This window comes from Streptacidiphilus melanogenes, assembly GCF_000787835.1.
In the GTDB taxonomy this organism is placed as follows: Bacteria; Actinomycetota; Actinomycetes; order Streptomycetales; family Streptomycetaceae; genus Streptacidiphilus; species Streptacidiphilus melanogenes.
This window is the reverse complement of record NZ_BBPP01000002.1, coordinates 338735-359926: the sequence shown is the minus strand read 5'-3', so window position 1 is coordinate 359926 and position 21192 is coordinate 338735. Positions and strand designations below refer to the sequence as shown.

The 21192-nt window shown below is 71.7% G+C and carries 24 protein-coding genes; 16 read left to right on the top strand and 8 right to left on the bottom strand.

The window, feature by feature from the left end; translation table 11 throughout:
- Nucleotides 1-87 precede the first annotated feature (87 nt).
- The gene (locus TR49_RS03495; RefSeq protein WP_084724504.1) at nucleotides 88-720 is read left to right on the top strand and encodes an HAD family hydrolase; all 633 of its coding nucleotides are present in this window, start codon (nucleotides 88-90) and stop codon (nucleotides 718-720) included.
- Here TR49_RS03495 and TR49_RS03490 read toward each other — a convergent pair.
- The gene (locus TR49_RS03490; protein ID WP_042376894.1) at nucleotides 702-956 is read right to left on the bottom strand and encodes a hypothetical protein; all 255 of its coding nucleotides are present in this window, start codon (nucleotides 954-956) and stop codon (nucleotides 702-704) included. The genes TR49_RS03495 and TR49_RS03490 overlap by 19 nt on opposite strands.
- Before the next feature lie 361 nt (nucleotides 957-1317).
- On the opposite strand from TR49_RS03490, the gene TR49_RS46570 reads away from it, so the two are divergent.
- A complete protein-coding gene (locus TR49_RS46570) occupies nucleotides 1318-1701 on the top strand; it encodes a cold-shock protein (protein WP_042376892.1) in 384 nt (127 codons plus the stop codon).
- Between the two features lie 65 nt (nucleotides 1702-1766).
- Here TR49_RS46570 and TR49_RS03480 read toward each other — a convergent pair whose 3' ends face one another.
- From TR49_RS03480 to TR49_RS03465, 4 genes are read right to left on the bottom strand one after another with little or no spacing between them, the layout of a single operon-like run.
- Nucleotides 1767-2636, bottom strand: coding sequence for a 1,4-dihydroxy-6-naphtoate synthase (locus TR49_RS03480; RefSeq protein ID WP_042376890.1), 870 nt, complete (start codon nucleotides 2634-2636; stop codon nucleotides 1767-1769).
- Nucleotides 2633-3349 (bottom strand): futalosine hydrolase, encoded by a 717-nt coding sequence (locus TR49_RS03475; protein WP_042376889.1) that lies wholly within the window; start codon nucleotides 3347-3349, stop codon nucleotides 2633-2635. The genes TR49_RS03480 and TR49_RS03475 overlap by 4 nt, the downstream gene beginning before the upstream one ends.
- 19 nt (nucleotides 3350-3368) lie before the next feature.
- The gene (locus TR49_RS03470; protein ID WP_042376887.1) at nucleotides 3369-3908 is read right to left on the bottom strand and encodes a hypothetical protein; all 540 of its coding nucleotides are present in this window, start codon (nucleotides 3906-3908) and stop codon (nucleotides 3369-3371) included.
- 26 nt (nucleotides 3909-3934) lie between these two features.
- Nucleotides 3935-5305: an MFS transporter gene (locus TR49_RS03465; protein ID WP_174501543.1), complete on the bottom strand. Its 1371-nt coding sequence runs from the start codon at nucleotides 5303-5305 to the stop codon at nucleotides 3935-3937.
- A gap of 214 nt (nucleotides 5306-5519) precedes the next feature.
- Here TR49_RS03465 and TR49_RS03460 point away from each other — a divergent pair, with 214 nt between their 5' ends.
- Entirely contained in the window at nucleotides 5520-6446 is a 927-nt protein-coding gene (locus TR49_RS03460; protein ID WP_042376886.1) for a DUF3027 domain-containing protein, read from the top strand.
- 135 nt (nucleotides 6447-6581) lie between these two features.
- On the opposite strand, the gene TR49_RS03455 is transcribed toward TR49_RS03460, so the two are convergent.
- Nucleotides 6582-7031 (bottom strand): nucleoside deaminase, encoded by a 450-nt coding sequence (locus tag TR49_RS03455; RefSeq protein WP_042376884.1) that lies wholly within the window; start codon nucleotides 7029-7031, stop codon nucleotides 6582-6584.
- 114 nt (nucleotides 7032-7145) lie between these two features.
- Here TR49_RS03455 and TR49_RS03450 point away from each other — a divergent pair, with 114 nt between their 5' ends.
- The 10 genes from TR49_RS03450 to TR49_RS03405 all read left to right on the top strand — a co-directional run bounded on the left by TR49_RS03450 (nucleotide 7146) and on the right by TR49_RS03405 (nucleotide 16119).
- A complete protein-coding gene (locus TR49_RS03450) occupies nucleotides 7146-8603 on the top strand; it encodes a menaquinone biosynthesis decarboxylase (RefSeq protein WP_042376883.1) in 1458 nt (485 codons plus the stop codon).
- Nucleotides 8603-9502, top strand: a complete 900-nt coding sequence (gene mqnP / locus TR49_RS03445; RefSeq protein WP_042376882.1) for a menaquinone biosynthesis prenyltransferase MqnP — start codon at nucleotides 8603-8605, stop codon at nucleotides 9500-9502. The genes TR49_RS03450 and mqnP overlap by 1 nt, the downstream gene beginning before the upstream one ends.
- Nucleotides 9503-9585: 83 nt before the next feature.
- Nucleotides 9586-10221, top strand: coding sequence for an NAD(P)-binding domain-containing protein (locus TR49_RS46610; protein WP_084724503.1), 636 nt, complete (start codon nucleotides 9586-9588; stop codon nucleotides 10219-10221).
- Between the two features lie 10 nt (nucleotides 10222-10231).
- A complete protein-coding gene (locus TR49_RS03435) occupies nucleotides 10232-10888 on the top strand; it encodes a UbiX family flavin prenyltransferase (RefSeq protein WP_042376879.1) in 657 nt (218 codons plus the stop codon).
- A 118-nt stretch (nucleotides 10889-11006) separates the two neighbouring features.
- Nucleotides 11007-11486 (top strand): Lrp/AsnC family transcriptional regulator, encoded by a 480-nt coding sequence (locus tag TR49_RS03430; RefSeq protein ID WP_042364954.1) that lies wholly within the window; start codon nucleotides 11007-11009, stop codon nucleotides 11484-11486.
- Between the two features lie 7 nt (nucleotides 11487-11493).
- Nucleotides 11494-12465 carry a threonine ammonia-lyase gene (locus TR49_RS03425; protein WP_042376878.1) on the top strand — a complete coding sequence of 324 codons (972 nt, stop codon included), beginning with the start codon at nucleotides 11494-11496 and terminating at the stop codon, nucleotides 12463-12465.
- A 106-nt stretch (nucleotides 12466-12571) separates the two neighbouring features.
- Nucleotides 12572-13735 carry an aminofutalosine synthase MqnE gene (gene mqnE / locus TR49_RS03420; protein ID WP_042376876.1) on the top strand — a complete coding sequence of 388 codons (1164 nt, stop codon included), beginning with the start codon at nucleotides 12572-12574 and terminating at the stop codon, nucleotides 13733-13735.
- A 136-nt stretch (nucleotides 13736-13871) separates the two neighbouring features.
- Complete coding sequence (locus TR49_RS03415) at nucleotides 13872-14207, top strand: DUF4229 domain-containing protein (RefSeq protein WP_052433956.1); 336 nt, start codon at nucleotides 13872-13874, stop codon at nucleotides 14205-14207.
- Nucleotides 14208-14239: 32 nt separating this feature from the next.
- A complete protein-coding gene (locus TR49_RS03410) occupies nucleotides 14240-15316 on the top strand; it encodes a LacI family DNA-binding transcriptional regulator (RefSeq protein WP_042376875.1) in 1077 nt (358 codons plus the stop codon).
- Between the two features lie 236 nt (nucleotides 15317-15552).
- Complete coding sequence (locus TR49_RS03405; protein WP_042376873.1) at nucleotides 15553-16119, top strand: hypothetical protein; 567 nt, start codon at nucleotides 15553-15555, stop codon at nucleotides 16117-16119.
- Between the two features lie 91 nt (nucleotides 16120-16210).
- Here TR49_RS03405 and serC read toward each other — a convergent pair whose 3' ends face one another.
- Together serC and TR49_RS03395 are read right to left on the bottom strand one after the other, a co-directional pair.
- Nucleotides 16211-17329: a phosphoserine transaminase gene (serC, locus tag TR49_RS03400; protein WP_042376871.1), complete on the bottom strand. Its 1119-nt coding sequence runs from the start codon at nucleotides 17327-17329 to the stop codon at nucleotides 16211-16213.
- Nucleotides 17330-17479: 150 nt separating this feature from the next.
- On the bottom strand, nucleotides 17480-18580 hold the full coding sequence (locus tag TR49_RS03395; RefSeq protein ID WP_042376869.1) for a citrate synthase 2: 1101 nt from the start codon (nucleotides 18578-18580) through the stop codon (nucleotides 17480-17482).
- Nucleotides 18581-19052: 472 nt separating this feature from the next.
- Between TR49_RS03395 and pdxH the strand changes: the two genes are divergently transcribed.
- From pdxH to sjiA, 3 genes are all read left to right on the top strand, one after another.
- On the top strand, nucleotides 19053-19685 hold the full coding sequence (gene pdxH / locus TR49_RS03390; RefSeq protein ID WP_042376868.1) for a pyridoxamine 5'-phosphate oxidase: 633 nt from the start codon (nucleotides 19053-19055) through the stop codon (nucleotides 19683-19685).
- Between the two features lie 291 nt (nucleotides 19686-19976).
- On the top strand, nucleotides 19977-20609 hold the full coding sequence (locus TR49_RS42380) for a tetratricopeptide repeat-containing protein (RefSeq protein WP_042376866.1): 633 nt from the start codon (nucleotides 19977-19979) through the stop codon (nucleotides 20607-20609).
- A gap of 372 nt (nucleotides 20610-20981) precedes the next feature.
- Entirely contained in the window at nucleotides 20982-21164 is a 183-nt protein-coding gene (gene sjiA / locus TR49_RS03380; RefSeq protein ID WP_042376864.1) for an FXSXX-COOH family cyclophane-modified RiPP peptide SjiA, read from the top strand.
- Nucleotides 21165-21192 lie beyond the last annotated feature (28 nt).

Here is a 21192-nt window from a genome sequence, read left to right as displayed (position 1 = left end):
CCGGCCTCCCGAAGCTTCGTCCCCGTCTCTCCCGATTCGTCCCAGTCCGCAGTATCGCCCACGGCAGGCCCGATTAGGGTGAAGGCCATGACGCCGTTGACGCCGCTCCCTCTGCTGGCTGTCGGGTTCGACCTCGACATGACGCTGATCGACTCCCGGCCGGGCATCGCGAGGGCCTACGCGTACCTGGCGGAGGAGACCGGCACGGACATCGACACCGACCTCGTCTGCTCCCGGCTCGGGCCGCCGGTGGAGGTCGAGATGGCGAACTGGTTCCCGGCCGACGAGGTCCAGGCCATGGCGGATCGGTACCGGAAGCTTTATGCGGAGTACGGGATCGCCGGGGTCACGCCGCTGCCGGGCGCACTGGAGGCGCTCGCCGCGGTGCGCGCGGCCGGCGGTCGGACGGTCGTGGTGACCGGCAAGCACACACCCAACGCGCGGCTCAACCTGGAGGCGCTGGAGATGCAGGTCGACGCCCTGCACGGCGACGTCTTCGCCGCGGGCAAGGCGGAGGCGCTGCGCGCCGAGGCCGTGCGCGTGTACGTCGGCGACCACCTGGGCGACGTCGTGGGCGCGCGCGAGGCGGGCGCCTTCCCGGTCGCGGTCACGACCGGCCCTTACGACGCCGAGAGCCTGCGTGCGGCCGGCGCGGGCGTCGTCCTGCCGGACCTGACCGGGTTCCCGGCCTGGCTGTCGGACTACTTGGCGGCGATCTGACGCTTCTGCGAGCGGGCCGAGGCGAACAGGCCCGCGAGCGCGACGGCGAAGCCGAGCGGCATCACCATGCAGACGAAGTACGCAGGCGTCGGCAGCCGGTGCAGGCCGAGGAAGAGCGGCAGCACGGTGGCGATCGTGGCCACCGCGCCGACGGCGAAGAGGATCGCCCCGATGCGGACCAGCCGGTCGCCGGGGGCGCCCGGATCTTCCGCGCGGGAGAGGGAGTCAGCGTTCACACCCTCCACGCTAACGGGTCCGCACAGGTGCGCGGCGCGCGCGGGGTTAGCGGAGTGCCCCGGCAGGGTATGCACGTCACGCACGGGGACCGTGCGTGCGCGCAGCGGGATCGCTGCGGCGTGACCAGGCAGTTCGATGAGGAGGTGCGCCATGTCCCCGATCTGGACGACACGTCGGTCGGCCGTGCCGCAGGTGCCTCCGGCGGAGCAATCCGGTCGATCATTTCGGCGCCGACCTGGAACAATGGCCCGGCGCTAGTTCGCCTGCGGCGCCCAGCGGTCACCACCGGTAGCCGGTGGGGCGCCGCACCCCCGTACGACACACTCCGACTCAACGACTCACCTACGACGAGGTCTCCCCATGCCTACGGGCAAAGTGAAGTGGTTCAACTCTGAGAAGGGCTTCGGCTTCCTCTCGCGCGACGACGGCGGCGACGTGTTCGTGCACTCCAAGGCACTGCCTGTCGGAGTGGAGTCGTTGAAGCCCGGCCAGCGGGTCGAGTTCGGCGTGGTCGCCGGCCACCGGGGAGACCAGGCACTGACCGTGACGCTCCTCGACGAGGCCCCGTCGCTGGCGGCGGCGTCCCGCAAGAAGCCGGACGAACTCGCCGCGATGGTCCAGGACCTCACCACCGTCCTGGAGAAGATCATCCCCGCCCTCCAGAAGGGCCGCTACCCCGACAAGCCCGTCGGCAAGCGCATCGCGACCCTCCTCCACCACGTCGCCGACCAGCTGGACGTCTAGCTAGCGGCAACCCAGGGGGCGCGGCCGTCTCTCGTGCAGAGCCCCGCGCCCCCCGGCCGTGCAACTCACGCAGGGAACGACAGCAGCCCGTCCGGGACGGCCGGGGTCAGGCCCGCGGCTGCGGCGCGGCTGAGGAGGCCGCGTACCGCGGCGTAGCCGGCTTCGCCGAGGTCCTCGGTGAACTCGTTCACGTAGAGGGCGATGTGCTGGTCCGCCACCGCGGGGTCCATCTCCTGGGCGTGCGACATCACGTAGTCCCGCGAGAGCGCGGGCTCCGCCCACGCGGCGCGGACGCTGTCGCGAATGGTGTCCGCCAGTGCTGCGAGGCGCTCCGCGCCGAGCCCGCGGCGGGCGACGATCGCGCCGAGCGGGATCGGCAGGCCGGTCGCGGACTCCCACGCCTCGCCCATGTCGGCGAGGCAGCGCAGGCCGTAGTTCTGGTAGGTGAACCGCGCCTCGTGGATGACGAGGCCCGCGTCGACCTTGCCGTCGCGCACCGCCGGCATGATCTCGTGGAACGGCATGACCACGATCTCGCCGAGGCCGCCGGGGACGGCCTCCGCCGCCCAGAGGCGGAACAGCAGGTAGGCGGTGGAGCGCTCGCTCGGGACGGCGACGGTGGCGCCGCGCAGCGCCTCGGGCTCCGGGGAGGCGTCGGGGCCGGTCAGGACGAGGGGGCCGCAGCCGCGGCCCAGCGCGCCGCCGCAGGGGAGCAGGGCGTACTCGGAGAGGACCCACGGCAGCTGCGCGTAGGAGATCTTCAGGACGTCGAGCTCGCCGCGCTCGGCCAGGCCGTTGGTGATGTCGATGTCGGCGAAGGTGACCTCGGGCGGCACCGCCCCCGCGACCAGGCCGTCGGCCCAGGCGTGGAAGACGAAGGTGTCGTTCGGGCAGGGGGAGAAGGCGATACTGAGGGCCGGGGTGGAAGAAGTCACCGGACCAGTGTCTCGTACGGCAGTCGCGCGAAGACGGCCGCCAGGGCGTCCAGCGCCTCGCCGATGCGCCAGGCGGCGCGGTCGCGGGGGCCGACCGCGTTGGAGACGGTGCGCAGCTCCAGCACGGGGACGCCGTGCCCGGACGCTGCCTCCGCGACGCCGAAGCCCTCCATGGCCTCGGCCACCGCCCCGGGGTGACGGCGCAGCAGTTCCGCGGCGCGCTCGGCGCTGCCGGTGACGGTGGAGACCGTCAGCACGGGGCCGGTCGCGGCGGGGAGCCCGGCGTCGCGCAGACGGCGGACGACGGGGTCGACGAAGGCGCACGCGTGCCGGACGCGTCCGAAGCCCAGCTCGGTGACGTCGGCGAAGCCGTCGGGCGTGTCGGCGCCCAGATCCGCCGCGACGATCGCCTCGGCGACCACCGCCGAGCCGATCGGTGCGGCGGGCGCGAAACCGCCCGCGATGCCGGAGGAGACGGCCAGGCCGTAGGCCGTCGGGGTGAGTGCGAGCGCCGTCGCGGCGGCCGCCGCGGCCGCCGCGGGGCCGACGCCGCCGACCACCACGTCCACCGGGCCGAGGGCCGTCAGCGGGTACCCGCCGGGCAGTGTCCGGGTGTCCTCGCCCGCGTGCGGCAGCGCCGCGCCCGCACCACGCAGCACCGCCGCCGCTTCGGGAGCGACGGCGGTGACGACGAGAACGCGCGGGGAGCTCAACGGGGCGTCAGGGCGTGGTTCAGCTACCGGCGACCTTGAGCTGGAGCAGCCACTCGCCGAAGATGCCCTTGCCGTCCTTGTCGGTCTCCACGATCAGGATCGGGCCGGTGTTGGACGTCGTGGTCTGACCCGTCGTCGGGTCCTGAGTCGTCAGCACCTGGGTGATCGACAGCGGACCCGCGTAGGCGTTGGTCGTGTGCTGGACCAGGAAGCCGCTGCCGGTGCGCGCGACCCAGCCGTTCTTGGTGACGGGCTGGTCGACGTTGATGCCGAAGTTGCCGTTCGCGCTCGGCACGATCGCCGTCGGCATCTTCTTGTCGTCGCTGAGAGCGGCCTTGATGGACGCGCTGCACTTGGCCTGGTCGGTCGTGCTCAGGGCCTTGCCGCCGTTGTAGCAGTTGGCGAGCGGGGCGATCTGCGTCCAGTGGGAGCCGGCCACGACCGAGACCCGGGCGACCGAGGGCGCGTAGTGGGCGGCGATCGGAAGCGTGATACCGAGCGTCGCGGCGCCCACGACGGCGACGGCTCCAAGGGCGGCGACACCGCGGTTGAGACTCATGGTGGCAGGCTACCGCCCCGCGACGATCACGCCACGTCGGGGGCTGCCGCTGCGTGCCGCGGTCGCAGCGTGAGCCGGGTCCGGACGGCCCAGACCAGGGCGACGCCCATCAGCGCGGCGGCCGTGGCCATGCCGACCTCGCCGACCAGCGGGAGCACGATCCCGAGGCCGCCGCCGACCACCCAGGTCAGCTGGACCACCGTCTCCGAACGGGCGAACGCCGAGGTCCGGACGGCTTCCGGCACGTCGCGCTGGATCAGTGCGTCGAGACCCACCTTGCCCATGCACTGGGTGAACCCGGAGACGAAGGCGAGCAGCACGACCGTGAGCGCGCCGAAGAGTATTGCGGCGGCCAGCGAGGAAACGAACGCGAGTGCGAGCATCAACGTGACGAGCGTCTCAGGGCCCTTCGTGCGCACCCACGCGCCGACGACCGTGCCGAGCGTGTTGCCGATGGCGAGCGCGGCGGCGACCAGGCCCAGCGAGGCCGTGGCCGGCAGCCCCGCCAGCGGATGCTCGCGCACCAGGAAGGCGAGGAAGAAGGTGAGGAAGCCGAAGAGCACGCGCAGCGCGCTCTCCGAGCCCAGCGCCAGCACCACGCCGGGGCCGACCGTCCGCAGCCCGACCTTGGTGCCGTCCTCCGGCGTGGCCTCCGCGTGCAGGACCGCGCGCTCCTCGCCCTTCGCCACGTCCACCGTGTGCGGCAGCGCGAAGGCGAGCCCCGCGCCGACGATGTAGATCAGGAACGCGCCGCGCAGCGGCCAGTCCGGGCCGATCAGGTGCAGCAGTCCGCCGATCGCGGCGGCGACGCCGGTCGACAGCAGCCCGGCGAGCGAGACCCGCGAGTTCGCCTTCACCAGTGGCAGCTGCGGCGGTTTCAGCCGCGGCACGACGACGCTGCGGATGACCCCGTAGGCCTTGGAGGCGACCAGCACGCCCAGCGCCAACGGGTAGATCGCCAGCCCGGCGCCGGCGATGGCGCCCGTCATCATCCAGGCCAGCGCGGCGCGGGCCAGCAGGCTGCCCGCCATGGCGGCGCGGCGACCGCTCGGGATCTTGTCCAGCATCGGCCCGATGACCGGCGCGAGGAGGACGAACGGCGCCATCGTGATCAGCAGGTACAGCGCGACGCGCCCGCGCGCCTCGTGCGTCGGCACGGAGAAGAAGATGGTGGACGCCAGCGCGACCGTGATCATCATGTCGCCCGCGGAGTTCACCGCGTGCAGCTCGATCAGCTTGGCCAGCCCCGACTCGCCCGCGCCCTGCGCGGATGTCGCGCGGCGGATCCGCCGACCCGTTGCGTTCGCGACCCTGCCGGTGCGCACCGCCGCAGCCGAGGCGAACCGGTGCACGGACGACGCCGCACGCCGCGCCTTGCCCACTCCCGCCTCGGCCATATCTCCCATGGTGCACGACGGGCAAGAGAAGCCGTGGCACCTGGCGCGGTACTTTCGGCATCCGTTCGGATCCGTTCCGCGTCCGCGCGGGACAGGGGACCGGCCGTTCGGCAAGAATAGGAGTCCGACCGGTACCGCGCGCAGTCCGCCGCTCGGCGATGGTGCGAATCCGTGGTTATGGCCGCGACGATGGTTGGGAGAGAATCAGTCCGTGATGAGTGCTGCGACGACGCGAAGCCGTACCCCTGACCGCCTGTGCGCCGAGGCCGTGGAGTTCGCGCGGCACGCGGCCGTTGCGGCGGTCGGAGAGACCGCAGTCGGCGCGCACCTCGGCCTCGACGTCGAGGGCGACCGCGTGGTCACGCATTACTTCGCCACGACGGAGAAGGCCTACCGCGGCTGGCGTTGGGCGGTCACCGTGACCCGCGCGGCGCGTGCCAAGCAGGTCACCCTCGACGAAACGGTGCTGCTGCCCGGGCCGGAGGCGCTGATCGCGCCGGAGTGGGTTCCGTGGAGCGAGCGCCTGCGCCCCGGCGACCTCGGCCCCGGCGACCTGCTCCCCACCGAGGCGGACGACCTGCGCCTGGAGCCCGGCTACTCCGGTGACGACGAGCCCGCGCCGAACTCGGTCCTGGCGGAGGACCGTCTCTCCGGCATCGCCGGCGAGGACGTGGCGATCGAGCCCAGCGGCGACCGCGTGGCGGTCGCGCCCGAGACGGAGCGCGCCGAGATCGCGTCCGTGGCGGACGAGCTGGGCATGGGCCGCGCCCGCGTTCTGAGCAGACTCGGCCTCAACCTGGCCGCGGACCGCTGGGAGAAGGAGTTCGGCGCGCACTCGCCGATGGCGCAGGCGGCACCGGCGGCGTGCGTCTCGTGCGGCTTCATGGTTCCGCTGGGCGGTTCGTCGCTCAGCCAGGCCTTCGGCGTCTGCTCGAACGAGTTCAGCCCTGCGGACGGCCGCATCGTCTCGCTGGCGTACGGCTGCGGCGCGCACTCCGAGGCCGCGGTCATGCCGGCCCCCGTGGTCCCGGCCCCGCCGGTGCTCGACGAGCTCAGCCTCGAACCCCTCCCCCTCCACCCCGACCGCTCCGGCGGCTCCGTCGAGGAGAGCACCCCGGCCGAGGAACTCGGCCACAGCTGACGCGCATCTTTGGGGGCGCGGGGAACTGCGCGACAAGCCACCCGCCCACGGGCCCGGCCGAACGCGCAGGGCCATCCGCACGCCGGTGGTTTCCCGCGCCCCCGAGGTAGTGCGACGACCTGCCGGAGCGCGGGCTCACTCGCCGATGTCCTCGTACCAGAGGTCCGGATGGGTGCGGATGAAGTCCGTCATCATGCCCACGCAGTCCTGGTCGTCCAGCAGGACGATCTCGACGCCGTGGTCGGCGAGCCAGTCGTGGCCGCCGTGGAAGGTCGTGGCCTCGCCGACGACGACGCGGCCGATGCCGAACTGGCGGACCAGGCCCGAGCAGTACCAGCACGGGGAGAGCGTCGTCACCATCGTGGTGCGGCGGTAGCCGCGCAGGCGGCCGGAGGCGCGGAACGCGGCCGTCTCCGCGTGCATGGAGGGGTCACCGTCCTGGACGCGGCGGTTGTGGCCCGCGCCCAGCAGCTCGCCGTCGGGACCGAACAGCGCCGCGCCGATGGGGATGCCGCCCTCCGCGAGGCCGATGCGGGCCTCGTCGACGGCGACGGAGAGAAGCGCGCGGTAGTCGAGAGTGGGCATGTCCTTACGATGCCTCGGTCGGCTCCGCCCGAACCGGCCCGGGGCCGGGCGACACGCGTTCGCCGCCCCGCCCCGGGGAATGGCCCCACCACCCGGTGGCGGATACTGAGCACCATGGCTTACGACGATCTACGGTCCTTCCTGCGGGCGCTGGAGCGCGAGGGCGACCTCAGGCGCATCAAGGTGGAGGTCGACCCGTACCTGGAGGTCGGTGAGATCGTCGACCGGGTCCAGAAGGCCAAGGGACCGGCGCTGCTCTTCGAGAACGTCAAGGGCTCGGCGATGCCCCTGGCCATGAACGTCTTCGGCACCGAGCGGCGGCTCGCGAAGGCGCTGGGCCTTACGTCCGCCGACGAGATCGGCGAGAAGATCGCGGGGCTGCTCAAGCCCGAACTGCCGCACGGCTTCACCGGCGTGCGCGAGGCCTTCGGCAAGCTGGCCGGGATGACGCACGTGCCGCCGAAGAAGGTGAAGCCGGGGGAGGCCAAGGTCCAGGAGGTCGTGCTCACCGGCGACGACGTCGACCTGATGCAGCTGCCCGCGCTGTTCACCTGGCCGCAGGACGGCGGGTCCTTCTTCAACCTGGGCCTGACCCACACCAAGGACCCGGACTCCGGCGTGCGCAACCTGGGGCTGTACCGGCTGCAGCGCCACGACAGGCGCACCATCGGCATGCACTGGCAGATCCACAAGGACAGCCGCAACCACGCCGCGGTCGCCGCCAAGCGCGGCGAGAAGCTGCCGGTCGCGATCGCCTTCGGCTGCCCGCCCGCCGTCACCTACGCCGCGACGGCGCCGCTGCCGGGCGACATCGACGAGTACCTGTTCGCCGGCTTCGTCGGCGGCGAACGGATCCGGATGGTCGACTGCAAGACCGTCCCGCTCCAGGTCCCGGCGGACGCCGAGGTCGTGCTGGAGGGCTGGTTGGACCCGAACGAGATGCTGCCCGAGGGTCCGTTCGGCGACCACACCGGCTTCTACACCCCGCAGGAGCCGTTCCCGGCGCTGACCATCGACTGCGTGACGATGCGTCGCCGCCCGCTGCTCCAGTCCATCGTGGTCGGCCGCCCGCCGACCGAGGACGGGCCGCTGGGCAAGTTCACCGAGCGGTTCTTCCTGCCGCTGCTGAAGGTGATCGTCCCGGACATCGTCGACTACGACCTGCCCGAGGCCGGCGGCTTCCACAACTGCGTGATCGTCTCGATCGACAAGAAGTACCCCAAGCACGCGCAGAAGGTCATGCACGCGATCTGGGGCGCCCACATGATGTCGCTGACCAAGCTGATCATCGTGGTGGACTCCGACTGCGACGTGCACGACTACCACGAGGTCGCCTGGCGGGCGCTGGGCAACGTGGACTACAGCCGCGACCTGTCCGTGGTGGAGGGGCCGGTCGACCATCTCGACCACGCCTCCTACCAGCAGTTCTGGGGCGGCAAGGCGGGCATCGACGCGACCCGCAAGCTCCCCGAGGAGGGCTACACCCGCGACGGCGGCTGGCCCGAGATGGTCCTGTCGGACCCGGCCACGGCCTCGCTCGTGGACAACCGCTGGAAGGAGTACGGGCTCTGATGACGACAGCCGTCGCCACCCCCGACATCGGCAGAACGAAGGCGTTCCTTCGGCTCGTGATGATCGAGCACTCGGTCTTCGCGCTGCCCTTCGCCTACATCGCCGCGCTGACGGCGATGTTCCTGCAGGACGAGCACGTGCACTGGGTCCAGCTGCTGCTGGTGACGCTGTGCATGATCGGCCTGCGGACCTTCGCCATGGCCGCGAACCGGATCATCGACCGCGAGATCGACGCGCGGAACCCGCGCACGGCCGGACGGGAGCTGGTCACCGGTGCGGTCTCGCTGCGCACGGCGTACACGGGCTCGGCGGTCGCGCTGGTGGTCTTCCTGGCCGCGGCGGCGCTGCTCAACCCGCTCTGCCTGGCGCTGGCGCCGATCGCGGTGATCCCGATGGTCGTCTACCCGTACGGCAAGCGGTTCACCGACTTCCCGCACGCGATCCTCGGCCTCGCCCAGGCGATGGGCCCGGTCGGCGCGTGGATCGCGGTCACCGGCACCTGGTCCTGGGAGGCCTGTGTGCTGGGTCTGGCGGTCGGCGTCTGGATCGGCGGCTTCGACCTGATCTTCGCCTGCCAGGACGTCATGGCCGACCGCGCCGACGGCGTCCGCTCCGTCCCGGCCCGCTTCGGCGTCGCCAACGCCCTCTACGGCGCCCGCGCGGCCCATGTGCTCACTATGCTGCTCCTCGGCTGGTACGCGTGGCTGACGGCGGCCGGCTGGGCGTTCTGGATGGGCCTGGCGGTGGTGAGCGTCGCCTTCGTCTACGAGCACTCCATCGTCCGCCCGGGCGACCTGAGCCGCCTCAACCGCGCCTTCTTCCAGGTGAACGGTTTCGTCGGGATCTCGCTGTTCTGCTTCGCCCTGCTGGACCTGGTCCTGCGCGGACTCGCCCCGTAGCGGGAAGCGGCTGACGGAATATCAGCGGCCCTCCCGTTGCTCGTTCCCCTCAACGGACGGATGAGCAAGGGGAGGGCTTCGTCATGAGCGCCATCGGAACCACGGCCGTCATCGGCACCGGCAACATCGGCGGGACGCTCGGCCGGGCCTTCGCGCGGGCGGGGCACGCCGTCGTCTTCGGCTCCCGCGACCCGGCGGCCTCCGACGCCGCGGGGGACACCGCCGCGAAGGTCGCGACCCCGGCGGAGGCGGTCGCCGCGGCGGACACCGTGCTGCTGGCCATCCCCGCCGGAGACGTCGAGGAGTTCCTGCGCACCCACGCGGACGCGCTCGCGGGCAAGGCTGGTCGTCGACGCCACCAACCGCCTCCCGCAGCCCGTCCTGCACAGCGCGGACCTGGTCCGGGCCCTGGTCCCGACCGCCCGTTACGCCCGCGCCTTCAACAGCCAGTCCTGGGAGACCTTCGCCGACCCGGTCTGGGACGGGGAGCCGGGCAACCTCTTCTACACCGTCTTCGAGGCCGCGGACGCCCCGACGGTCGAGGCCCTGATCACCGCCGTCGGCCTGGTCCCCACCTTCGTCGGGCTCGGCCGTCCGGATCTCCTGGACGCGGCGCTCTTCCTCCTGGTCCCCGCCTACGGCACCTTCGGCCGCCGCACCGGCATCCGGATCGTGCACGACTGACCGGCCGGTCCGCCGTTCGGCGGTTCGCCCGTTAGGGTCGGAACTGTGAAGCGTGAGCCGTGGGTGGTCGGGGTGACGGGGGCGTCCGGGACGCCGTATGCGGCGGCGGTCGTGCGGGGCTTGCTCTCCGCCGGGGAGGCCGTGGACGTGGTGGTCAGCCGGGCCGCACGGCTGACGTTGATCGACGAGACGGGGATCTCCTTCCGGGACGCGCACTGGCGCGAGGACCTGCGGGAGTGGCTGGAGCGGCCGTTGGACCGCGGAAAGCCGGAGCCGTTCGAGCTGGACGACGTGCGGTACTGGACGGCCGGCGACTTCGCGGCGGGGCCGTCCAGCGGCTCGTACCCCGCCAAAGGGATGATCGTGGTCCCGTGCAGCGCCGCGGCCGTCGCCGGGATCGCGATCGGCCTGAGCAAGGACCTGCTGCAGCGGGCCGCGAGCGTCACCCTCAAGGAGCGCCGACGGCTCGTGCTGTGCGTACGGGAGACCCCGCTCAGCGGGGTGACACTGCGTCAACTCGCGGACCTCGACCAGCAGGGGGCGATCGTGATCCCCGCCTCGCCGGGCTTCTACGCGGGCTCGGCCAGCGTCCAGCAGCTCGTGGACTTCGTCGCCGGACGTGTGCTCGACGCGGTCGGGGTCGAGCACCGGCTGTACCTCCGCTGGGCGGGTGAACTGGGTGGCGGTGCCACCTCGACGTGATGGAGGTCACCTCGTCGGAGTATCTTCTTTGCGAACCGGGGGCCGCATCGGCCTGGAGTTTTTGATTCCGGATACTGTCGGCAGGTTCCCCAACGATTGGAAGGCCAGGTTTTCGACCATGGACGCGGTGGACAGGCAGCTCATCCAGGCGCTGCGCGAGAACGGGCGCGCCTCCTACGCCGAGCTGGGACGGCTCGTCGGCCTGTCGGGCCCCAGCGTCACCGACCGGATCAACCGCCTCGAACAGGCGGGCGTCATCACCGGCTACCGCGCGACGGTGAACCCGGCCTCGCTGGGCCTGGGCGTCACCGCCCTGATCGGTCTCCAGCTGACCGACGCGGCGGACCACGAGGACGTCGCGGGCCGCCTGCGCGACCTGCCCGATGTCGAGGACTGCTGGTTCATCGCGGGCGACGACTCCTACATGCTCAAGGTCCGCGTTCCCAACGTGGACGGCCTGGAGTCGATCGTGAAGCGCCTCTCCGGCACCAAGGGCGTGGCCCGCACCCGCACCACCGTCGTGCTCTCCACCAAGTGGGAGAACCGAGCGGTCGAGCTGCCCGACACCGAGTTCACGGACGCCACACGGAAGGCGTGATCCGCACATGACCCTGGTGACACTGGACGAACTGCGCGACGCGCAACGACGGATCGCCGGGGTCGCGGTGCGCACCCCGCTGATGCCGTGCCCCTGGGCCGACCGTCCGGGCCGGAGCCTCCACCTGAAGCCGGAGAACCTCCAGCCCACCGGCGCGTTCAAGATCCGCGGCGCCTACAACCGTCTGGCGGCGCTGACGCCGGAGGAGCGCGCGCAGGGCGTGGTCGCCCAGTCCAGCGGCAACCACGCCCAGGCCGTGGCGTACGCGGCCCGCAAGCTCGGCATCAAGGCCGTCATCGTCATGCCGGACACCTCGCCCGAGGTGAAGGTCGAGAACACCCGCTCCTACGGGGCCGAGGTGATCCTCGTCGACATGACCCAGCGCGACGACCTGCCGCTGGAGCTGGTGGAGCGTCACGGCTACGTCTGGGTGCCGCCGTACGACGACCCGTACATCATCGCGGGCCAGGGCACGGCCGGCCTGGAGATCTCCGACGACGCCGCGGCGCTCGACCTGGACCTGCAGACGGTGCTGGTCCCCGTCAGCGGCGGCGGGCTGATCAGCGGCGTCGCGACCGCGCTGAAGCTCACCATGCCCGGGGTGAGGATCGTCGGCGTCGAGCCGGCCCTCGCCGGCGACGCGGCGGAGAGCTTCCGTGCCGGCGAGCGGCGGGCCTGGGCCCACGCGGACACCTACCGCACGATCGCCGACGGCCTGCGCACCACCTCGCTGGGTGAACTCCCGTGGGAGCACGTGCAGGCGTACGTGGACGACATCGTGACGGTGTCGGAGGAGGAGATCGCCGAGGCGGTGGCCGTGCTGGCCCGCCGCGGCAGGCTGGTCGCCGAGCCCTCGGGCGCGGTGGCGACGGCGGCCTACCTCTTCCACGGTGAGGACCTGCCCGGCAGCCGGTTCGCCGCGGTGGTGAGCGGCGGGAACGTGGAACCGGCGCTGCTGGCGAGGATCCTCGCGGTCTGAACCTGCTCCAGCGACGGACGTGACGGAGGGGTCCTGCGACCGAGCCGTCGATCAGGGGCGTAGGCTCGTACGGATTGTTCAACGCGCTGATGGAGGCGGGACTCGGATGGACGCAGGGCTGAAGCGCGAGCTGGAGGCGAAGGTCTACGCCGGGGAGCGGCTCACCCGCGAGGACGGGATCGCGCTGTACGAGACCGACGACCTCGCATGGCTCGGCGGGCTCGCGCACCACGTGCGGACGCAGAAGAACGGCGACGTCGTCCACTTCAACGTCAACCGTCACCTGAACATGACCAACGTGTGCACCGCGTCCTGCGCGTACTGCTCGTTCCAGCGCAAGCCGGGCGAGAAGGACGCCTACACGATGCGCATCGAGGAGGCGGTCAAGCTCGCCAAGGCGATGGAGAACGACCAGCTGACGGAGCTGCACATCGTCAACGGCCTGCACCCGACGCTGCCCTGGCGGTACTACCCGCGTTCGCTGCGCGCCCTCAAGGAGGCGCTGCCGAACGTGGCGCTGAAGGCGTTCACCGCCACCGAGATCCACCACTTCGAGAAGATCTCGGGCCTGTCCGCCGACGAGATCCTCGACGAGCTGATCGACGCCGGTCTGGAGTCGCTGACCGGCGGCGGCGCCGAGATCTTCGACTGGGAGGTGCGGCAGCACATCGTCGACCACGCCACCCACTGGGAGGACTGGTCGCGCATCCACCGGCTGGCGCACAGCAAGGGCCTCAAGACGCCCTCCACCATGCTCTACGGCCACATCGAGGAGCCGCGCCACCGCGTGGACCACGTGCTGCGGCTGCGGGAGCTGCAGGACGAGACCGGCGGCTTCCAGGTCTTCATCCCGCTGCGCTACCAGCACGACTTCCACGACTCGCGCGACGGCAAGATCCGCAACACGCTGCAGGCCCGCACCACCATGGCCACCGGCGCGGACATGATCCGCACCTTCGCCGTCTCGCGGCTGCTCTTCGACAACGTGCCGCACGTCAAGGTCTTCTGGGTGATGCACGGCCTGGCCGGCGCGCAGCTGATGCTGAACCACGGCGCGGACGACATGGACGGCTCGGTCGTCGAGTACAAGATCACCCACGACGCGGACGGCTTCGGCACGCCGAACAAGCTGACCCGTGACGACCTGCTGGACCTGATCCGCGACGCGGGCTTCCGCCCCGTCGAGCGGAACACCCGCTACGAGATCATCCGCGAGTACCCGGGCCCGGACGCGTCCCGCCGCGAGGCGCCGCAGCCGATGCGCTTCTGAGGCGTGCTTCCGGGGCACGCCGCCGGGGTGCTTCCGGGGTTGTCCACAGCCCTGTGAAGATCGCCCCGGGCGGCGTGCTTCACTTGTTGGGTATTGCCCTCCCGTAGGGACCCCGTAGGGAAAGAGAATCCGTGCCGTGACCGCCAAGTCGCACGCCACCCTCCGCTACAGCGCGATGCGGGCCAGCATCTTCCTGGCCTGCTTCCTGCTCGCTCTCGTGCTCGCGCACGTCGGTGTGCTGCCGGTGACGGCCGGCGCCTCCGGGGTCTTCCTGCTGCTGATCATCGCCGGTGTCGTCTCCGCGCCGATCAGCTTCGTCGTGCTCAGTCGGCAGCGCGACGCGATGTCGGAGCAGATCACCGGCGGCATCGAGCGCCGCAGGTCGGACCGGCGCAGCATGAGCGGCCGCATCGCCGCGCAGAACGCCGCCGAGGACGCGCTGGACGACGCGGTCCGCGCCGAGCAGAAGTAGGCCCGTCCTTTGGGCCGAGCCGGGCGTCGCGGGTGAACCGCCGCCCGACCGGGCGGGACGTCGCCGAGCGCGCCGGGGTGTCCCAGGCCACCGTCTCGCTGGTCTTCTCCGGCTCAGGGACCGGCTCCGGCGCGGCCGCGCACCGGGTCTCCGAGGCCACCCGCCGGCGTGTGCTCGCCGCAGCGGCCGAGCTCGGCTACGCCCCCCAGGCGGCCGGACGCCAGCTGCGGCTCGGCCGCACCGGGCTGCTGCTGCTCGCGGTGCCGAACATCCTCGGCCCGTTCTTCGCCCGCGTGCTCGCGGGCGCGCAGACGGAGGCCGCTCAGGCCGGGTCCACGGGCGCCGCTGACGGCGGCCTGTCCGTCGTCGTCTCCTCGGCCTGGGACCACGCCGCGCTGGCCCGCGCCGCCCGCGGCGGCCAGTACGACGGCCTGCTGATCTGCTCGCCCGACGACAGCCAGCTCGGCGGCGACCTCCCGGACGACGTCCCCGTCGTCTTCCTCGACGCCGACCCGGCCCTCAGCGCCGGGCATCCGCGCCGCCGCACGCAGCAGCTGGACGTCGGGGCCGGCATGGCGGCCGCCGTGGCCCACCTGCGCGCGCTCGGCCACGAGCGGCTGGGGCACCTGCGCTCCGTCGAGTCCGCGCACACCTTCCGGGCCCGTCAGGCGGGGTTCGAGGCCGCCGCGGCCGGGGCGCAGGTCGTCGAGGTCGGCGTCTCGGTGAACGGCGGTCTCGAGGCCGCCCGCGCCGCCGCGCGCCTGCTGCTCGCCGAGGCCGGGGACCGCCCCCGCGCCGTCGTCTGCGACGACGACGTGGTCGCGGCCGGGGTGTACCACGTTGCCGCCGAGCTGGGCCTGCGCGTCCCCGAGGACCTCTCGGTCGTCGGCATCGACAACATCGTGGCCGCACCGCTCTTCTCGCCCGCGCTCACCACCGTCGACCTGCCCGGCGAACGCCTCGGCGGGGCGGGCGTGAGGCTGCTCACGGCGCTCACCGCCCTTCCGGCCCCCGGCGCGGCGGATGCCCGCTCGGGCGCGGGCTCCGCGCTCCCCGAGCCCGAGCCGCTGCCCACGCACCTCGTGGTCCGGGGGTCCACCGGACCCTGACCCGTGGCGGACGGGGGACGGGCGGGGGATAGGCTGAACGTGTGGATCCCAAGACCAGAACACGCATCGTCACCGGTGCATTGGTGCTGCTCCTGATCGCTGTGGTGATCGGTGCGGCCCTGCGCTAGGCATGTGGGTGATAACCGTTCGGATCTCCCGCGTTGCCGGGAGTGACGGGCGGAGCGAGGTTTGAGCGTGTCCGACCAAACCCTCTTTGAGTTAGGGAAAACACGCTCATGCGTCTCAGTCGCGTCCACTCCGTAATCGCCGGTGCCACGCTCGCCGCCGTCCTGGCGGGCAGCTCGCTCGTGGCGACCGCGGAGGCCGCACCCCAGCCCGTCGGCGGTACCACCCAGCACGTCGCCCAGCCCGGCGCCGTGCTGCCGGCGGCCGACCCCTCCACCGCGCTCACCGTCCTCGGGAACCTCGGTGCCGTTCAGGGCGCCATCGCCCAGCTCACCGCGATGGCCACGGCGAAGCCGGCACCCAGTGCCGCCGACGTCCAGGCGGCCGCAGCCAAGGTCACCACGGCCATCACCGATCTGCAGAAGTCCGTTCCCACCACCGTGCCGGTCGTCGGCCGTCAGGTGCGCGGCACGGTGCCCGCGGACGCCGTCGGCGACGCGCTGACGAAGCTCCAGGGCGACGTCACCAACCTGGTCAGCGCGCTGACGTCCCTCGACCTGAGCAAGGTGACGACGGCCCTCACGGCGACCGTCACCGACCTGCTGGCCGTGGTCACCCAGACCGTCGCGAGCCTCGGGCTGAGCCTGCCGGTGCCGCTGCCGGTGGCGCATCAGTGACTGCCGTCGCCTCACCGACTGCAGTGCTGATCCGGTGAACGCGTGAAGGGGCGGGCCTGGCGGCCCGCCCCTTCCGTTCGTTCGTGTGCTGCTACAGCCGCTCGATCACGTAGTCGACGCAGGCCGTCAGCGCCTCGACGTCCGCCGGGTCGATGGCCGGGAACATCGCGATGCGCAGCTGGTTGCGGCCCAGCTTGCGGTAGGGCTCGGTGTCCACGATGCCGTTGGCGCGCAGCGCCTTGGCGACCGCTGCGGCGTCGATCGCGTCGTCGAAGTCGATCGTGCCGATGACCTGCGAGCGCTCGGCCGGGTTGGCCACGAACGGGGTCGCGTAGGACGACTTCTCCGCCCAGGTGTACAGCCGCGAGGAGGAGTCCGCGGTGCGGCCGGTGGTGAAGGCCAGGCCGCCGCCCGCGTTCATCCAGTCCAGCTGGTCCGCGAGCAGGAAGAGCGTGGAGATGGACGGGGTGTTGTACGTCTGGTCCTTCGACGAGTTGTCGATGGCCGTCGGCAGGTCGAAGAACGGCGGGATGTAGCGGCCGGACGCGGCGATCCGCGCGGCGCGCTCCAGCGCGGCGGGGGAGAAGACGGCGATCCACAGGCCGCCCTCGGAGGCGAAGGACTTCTGCGGCGCGAAGTAGTAGACGTCCGACTCGGTGATGTCCACCGGCAGACCGCCGGCCCCGGAGGTGGCGTCGACCAGCACCAGCGCGCCCTCGTCGGCGCCCGCGACGCGGCGGATCGGCATGGCCACACCGGTCGAGGTCTCGTTGTGGGTCAGCGCGTACACGTCGACGCCGGCCTCGGCCTGCGGCAGCGGGTGCGTGCCGGGCTCCGACTTGATCACCGTGGGCTCCGCCAGCCACGGCGCGGCCTTGACGCTGCCGGCGAACTTGGAGGAGAACTCGCCGAAGTTGAGGTGCTGGGACTTGTTCTCGACCAGCCCGAAGGCGGCGATGTCCCAGAACGCGGTGGATCCGCCGTTACCGAGGACGACTTCGTAGCCCTCCGGCAGCGAGAAGAGACTGCTGATGCCCTCGCGCACACGCTTGACCAGGTTCTTCACCGGGGCCTGGCGGTGGGAGGTGCCGAGCAGAGAGTCGCCGGCGGCGGCGAGGGCGCCGAGCGCCTCAGGCCGGACCTTCGACGGACCTGCGCCGAAACGGCCGTCAGCGGGCCTGATGTCAGCGGGGATCTGGATATCAGCCACGACGGAATCGTATCGGCTGGGGGCCGCCCGAAAGTAGAGAGTCCGTCGAGTGAGACGGTGCTCTGGCGCACCTCAGGGGCGCAGGGAACGGAGAGAACGGTTCCTTGCGCCCCTGGGGAAGTGCGGCGTCCGCCGGAGCGGACGGGACCGTCAGTTGGAGATCGACTCGTAGCCCTCGATCGCGCTGACGCTGCGCGCGGCGGGGCCGATGTAGCGCGCGGAGGGGCGCACCAGGCGGCCGGTGCGCTTCTGCTCCAGGATGTGCGCCGACCAGCCCGCGGTGCGGGCGCAGGTGAACATCGAGGTGAACATGTGCGCCGGGACCTCGGCGAAGTCCAGGACGATGGCCGCCCAGAACTCGACGTTGGTGGCCAGGACGCGGTCGGGGCGACGCGCGTGCAACTCCTCCAGGGCCGCCTTCTCCAGCGCGGCGGCGACCTCGAAGCGCGGCGCGTCCAGCTCCTGGGCCGTGCGGCGCAGCACGCGGGCGCGCGGGTCCTCGGCGCGGTAGACGCGGTGGCCGAAGCCCATCAGGCGCTCGCCCTTGTCGAGGGCGTTCTTGACGTAGGCGACGGCGTCGCCGGTGCGCTCGATGTCCTCGATCATGCCGAGCACGCGGGACGGCGCACCGCCGTGCAGCGGGCCGGACATGGCGCCGACGGCGCCGGACAGGGCGGCGGCCACGTCCGCGCCGGTGGAGGCGATGACGCGGGCGGTGAACGTGGAGGCGTTCATGCCGTGCTCGGCCGCGGAGGTCCAGTAGGCGTCGACGGCCTTGACGTGCTTCGGGTCCGGCTCGCCGCGCCAGCGGATCATGAAGCGCTCGACAATGGTCTCGGCCTTGTCGATCTCGCTCTGCGGGACCATCGGCAGGCCCTGGCCGCGGGCCGACTGGGCCACGTAGGAGAGGGCCATGACCGCGGCGCGGGCGAGGTCGTCACGGGCCTGGTCGGCGCTGATGTCGAGCAGCGGGCGAAGGCCCCACACCGGCGCGAGCATGGCCAGCGCGGACTGGACGTCGACGCGGATGTCGCCGGAGTGGACCGGGATCGGGAAGGGCTCCGCCGGGGGCAGACCGGGGTTGAACTTGCCGTCGACGAGGAGGCCCCAGGTGTTGCCGAAGGAGACGTGACCGACGAGCTCCTCGATGTCGACCCCGCGGTAGCGGAGGGAGCCGCCCTCCTTGTCGGGTTCGGCGATCTCCGTCTCGAACGCAACGACTCCTTCGAGTCCGGGTACGAAGTCGGACATCAGGCGGCTCCTCGGATCGGTTCTGACCGGTCGGTTCTGACCGGTCGGATCAGCGGAAGGCTTGGTGGTGTGGCCAAGTCGTCTCTGTTTTTGTTGCCGCGCGGTTGCGCGGGTGACGGTGCGGCGCGCGTGGCACGCGGTGTCAGCCTCTCAGGCACTGGGTGCATCGCGCCAGATCCCACGTCGGTGATGCCCTGCACACGCGTCGTATTCACCTGTTGCTGCCGGCTTCGTCGACGGAGCTCGGCAACGATACTCTCTCGATGTCGAGAGAATCCACGCTCGCGCCTGTGAGTCCGCCGCGCCCGCGAGGATGACGTGTCCGCTGCCTACTCGTCGGACGATCTTCCCGGTCCGTTCAGCCCAGCTGTCCGGCCCGGACTGGGATGATGGCGAGGTGCACGCATCGGATGCTCCTCTTGCGCCGGACCACGGGCCCCTCGCGCCGCTCGGCCATGTCGACCCCGCGGACATGCGCCGCCAGTACCGGGCCGAGGGCCTGCTGGAGGCGGAACTCGCCGCGGACCCGGTCCAGCAGTTCACCCGCTGGTTCGTCGACGCGCAGCACTCCGGCATCGACGAGCCGAACGCGATGATCGTCTCCACGGTCGACGCGGCCGGCCGGCCCAGCATGCGCACCGTGCTGCTCAAGGGCTACGACGAGCGCGGCTTCGTCTTCTACACGAACTACGAGAGCCGCAAGGGCCGCGAGATCGCGGACAACCCGCACGTCGCGCTGCTCTTCCCGTGGCACCCGATCGCTCGTCAGGTGATCGTCACCGGCACCGCGACCCGGGTCGGCCGCGACGAGACGGCCGGGTACTTCCGCTCCCGCCCGCACGGCTCCCAGCTCGGCGCGTGGGCCAGCGAGCAGTCCCAGCCGGTCCCCTCCCGCGAGGAGCTGGAACGCCGCTACGCGGACCTCGCCACCCGCTACCCGGAGGGCGAGGGCGTCCCCGTCCCGCCGTTCTGGGGCGGCTTCCGCGTCTCCCCGACCTCCGTCGAGTTCTGGCAGGGCCGCGAGAACCGCCTCCACGACCGCCTGCGCTTCGACGCCGACCCCACCGCCCCGACGGGCTGGCGGGTGGAGCGCCTCTGCCCCTGAGCCGCCGGACCGCCGATCCTGGATGATGTTCCGTCAACTCCCGCTCTGGGTAACCATGGGAACCCGGATTCGACGCCGGTCGGGGTGCGGTGCGGTGAAGGTCGGCGGCACGGACGGCGACGTGGACGACGGCATGGTCGGCGGCACTCACGCCAGCATGGACGCCGGCCCGCACGAGGGAGGGAACCGGCCGTACTCTCCGCCGCACCCGACCTGCCGTCGCGCTTCCTGGTCGGCCGGGAGCTGGCGGCCGCCCTGCGGTGGTGCGGTCACCACCGGGAGGCGCTGGACGTGGCCACTGAGGCCCACGCGGCGGCGGTGCGCCGGGACGGCGAGGAGAGCCCGGCGGCCGAGGCATGCCCGCTGGAGTTGGCGGCCGCGTGGCACGCCACCGGAACGCGCGAGCAAGCGGTCTCGGCCGTGGCGCGGGCGCACGACCGAACCGTGCGGCGGACCGGAACAGACCACCCGGAGGCGCTGTGCTGCGCCCACAACCACGCGGTCCTCGTCGCCGGCGGCGGCCGGGACCGGGACCGCGCGGCCGCCGCGCTCGACCTGCTCACGCCGGTGGCGGAGGCGATGGAGCGGAGCCTCGGCGCGTCGCACCCGCTGACGCTCTCGGCCCGCGGCAATCGTGTCGGTCTGCTCGCGATCTGCGGTGACGTGAAATCAGCGCTGGATCTGGGGAGCGGAGTTCTGGAGGAAATGAACGCGAGGCGCGGCGTCGACCATCCGCTCTCCCTGCTGCTGGCGGCGAATCTGAGCAATGCCGGACTGTCGGCGGGGCGTAGGCTGGAGAGCGAGGGACTGCGGATCGAGGCGCTGCCGCGGCTGTCCCGGCTGCTGGGGCGCGATCATCCGGCTTTGTCGACGCTCCGTCAGGGGGGTTGGGTGGACGTGCTTCTGGACCGACCGGTCTGGTGAGCGAGGCCGCCCAGGATGCGCCCGGAGTACCCGTGGTGCGCGCGCTGCTAACCCGTTCGATGGAAAATTTTTGTAACGATTCGACGTCGCCAGGATCTCATGAGCCTCTGAGCTGCATATTCCCAGACCAGCGGCTCAAAGGGGAGTCGAGTCGGCCTCAGGGATGTAGCGCGTGGAGGGCCTGTGTTTGCTACTTTTACACTGTCTCCAAAGGTGATGGTTTGCGCGCGCGAATTTCGTAGTCAGAGATCTTGAACGCAGGCCACGGGTACCGCGGGCCAGGACGCGAGCAGGACCCGAGAGTGACGAGAGTCGCGGGAGTCACGCGCGGAAGCCTGAGCCCCCCACCTCACATCTCCTTCGAGGGGTACCGTGAACACTGAGCGCGCTACCACGCAGTCCGACACTGCCGCGCCCGAGGCCTCTGCCGAATCGGTTCGGCCACTGCAGCTCTCCCGTCGCGACACCGTCGCCCACAGCCATCTGATCAACCGTGCGCTGCCGGACTCCGGCATCGCCAAGCTGGACGTCGCGGCTTTCACGTCGTCCATCTGACGGAGGCTCTGGCTCTTCCTCAGCACCG